1 protein-coding gene is annotated in these 2,541 nt (G+C 44.8%); it reads right to left on the bottom strand.

Annotated features, from left to right (window positions below):
• A partial coding sequence (locus WBA23_RS16985; protein ID WP_424583479.1) for a PKD domain-containing protein occupies nt 1–2,535 on the bottom strand: 2,535 nt, incomplete at its 3' end.
• Between the last annotated feature and the right edge of the window lie 6 nt (nt 2,536–2,541).

Raw genomic sequence — 2,541 nt, forward strand, 5'->3', positions numbered from 1 at the left:
ACCATCGCCTAAATCCCACTGCCAGCTTATGGAAGAACTATCTTCGCTTAACGGAAATGCCTGCAATACCGCCATATCAGGTTCAGACAGATAAATAGTATCGGACAGGGTTTTAAAATCAGCAAAACGGGTAATTTCCACATCTACGCCCACCGCTTCGCTTTCTATCAACCCATCCAAACTAGTGATATAAATCTTGGTATTCATTGCTACCGAATCTAGCAGCAAACTTTTTCCCACATGAAGCGGACTGCTAAGATTAGCATCGGAATAAAACGAGAATGTCTCACCATTATCAGGAGAAATAGTAACCATCTCACCCTGGCAGATACGAACATTAGTCAAGTTCGGCTTATTAGCCTGAGTACGGATAATTTTTTCTTCTAATACGTATGTGCAATTTAAGTCCGCCGAATCTAATGAGTAGATTAGCTTTATTCGCCAGTCTTCTGTCGGCAGATCAGAAAAGTCGTAGGTGAATGCTGGCTGCTGACTAACTTCTACATCATTCACTAACCAAGTATACTGTTTAATGTGATTGGTATCTCCGGTTAATGTAATGGCTAACTGATACTTAGTAGAAAGATCGGTAGTATCCAGTGAGTAACGAACCTGTAGATTGGGTTGCCATACGTTGATCGCTACGGGAAGCGGGCGACTATCAAATTCTTCTGCCGCATTTACTACGTAGAAAGTATCGCTCCTACTCACTCCCCCCGTTACAAATTGTTCTCCTGCGTATAACAGTTCAGTTAGGTTATTGTCGGCATACACTTTAATCAGATCAGTATTAGTTGCTTGTAACGTAACCGATTCGCCCCGGCAAATAAGCTTATTCCTAATTTGAGGCATCGTAGCCCGTTGTACCACTGTAATCTTTTTAGATACCATAGCCTGACAACCGGGACTACTGGTTGCAGTTAACTGAACCGTATAGGTTCCGGGCTGAGCGTACGAAGTCTGCGGATGCTGTTGGGTGCTTCGAAAGCCATTACCAAAATTCCAATTCCACGCTACTGCGTTCAAGCTCTCATCCTGAAAGTTTAGAGTGTAATTATTGGTCTCATCCAGAAAGAGCGTGTCATTTTGCCAGCCAGCGTTCAAGCTATCCACGACTGAAAAGAGTGCCTCTGGCTCTCTAATAAGAATTTCAATCTTGTTGATTCGCCCTTCATATCCGTTGGCTAACGATGCCGCATAAACCGCAGTATCTTGGATAATGGCAGTGGTCGTGAGCGCTCGGCCTTCAATAATCAGGTTAGTGCCTAAAGCATCTTGGTAAAAGCGGTGATCGTTAGCGAACTGAATGGTAGCGGTGCTATCAGTGCAAACCAATTCGGTGGTTAGCACTGCTGGCTCGTTTCGGTAATCCGTGTAAAACCCTTGAGCCTTCGTAACAGCAGATTGCAATTCAGTTAAACTACTTCCGGCTACCCAGGCAAAGGCAATTGCCCGCCCTCGGTCTTCAGGAATGCTCGCTACCGTAGCTGCTAACACTTGGGCTATATCGTTTCCATCGCCATTCACCCCCGCTTGCGTAGTGCTGATTCCTTGAGAAGCCCAATCAAACTTTTCCCGTTCCGAAATATCGTTACCAATACTTGGGAGGTTTCCGTTTAAATCTTGTAGGTTTAGCGGCTGATGATTAGCGGCTTGCTCAGTTAATAATGCTATTCCTGCGTAGGTATCTTCACTGGCATTGTAGGAGTACGCTAACGAGTAAGTCGCGTCCCAGCCAGTGCGGTTTTCGGCTTGATTGTTCACATCCCAATTAGCAAATAAACCAACGGATACATTAGATAGCGTACTATCTAACCGATTTACTACCCGGTATTCAGATACAATATAGTTTTCGGAGCTGGTGGTATCGGCCAACCAAGTTTGTTCAACGCGAAGGTTGAGCGGATTGGTTGCATTGGCATCGGAGAAGGCCGAACGAAGCTGATACGCGGGAACTGCCGCCCGAGTGAAGCGAATATCTTCTTCTACCCGAAAATCTTGCTCGCGATTAAGATCCGTAAAACTGTTAATAAGATTATCCGAAACATAGGCAGAGTCAACCCCAATAAGTAGTCCGGCTTCAGTGGCGATCACTTGGTCTCGATAACGAATAGTACCTACTGAGAAACCACTCGGATCAAAGGCAATTTCACCTTGATTACCTACGGTTATCTGTAAATCATTCTTAGTAATGGTAGGATAACCCGATGAGGAAACAATAAAGAAATACTGATAATCCTGATAAGTATCATCTTCTATACCTAAACGAAAGTACAGCTGCTCATTGGTTGGTAGATTACTACTGAGCACTACTCGAAACGGCCGATCCGTGTTGGAAACAACTCCTAACGAATCGACAGCACCCGGTCGAAATACAGAATCCAATACGGTTACGTATTCAGAAACCGCTGAGAGGGTAACTTGGGTATTAGGCGAAGAAGCCGACAGTAGATTCTGAATATCCGTACTAATGGTAAGGGTGTCGTCGTAGTAAGCGTACTGCCCCGCGTGGTTTCGATACGAGAAATCCGTCATTCGTAG

The sequence above is a fragment of the Tunicatimonas sp. genome (genome assembly GCF_049647865.1).
GTDB lineage: Bacteria > Bacteroidota > Bacteroidia > Cytophagales > Cyclobacteriaceae > Tunicatimonas.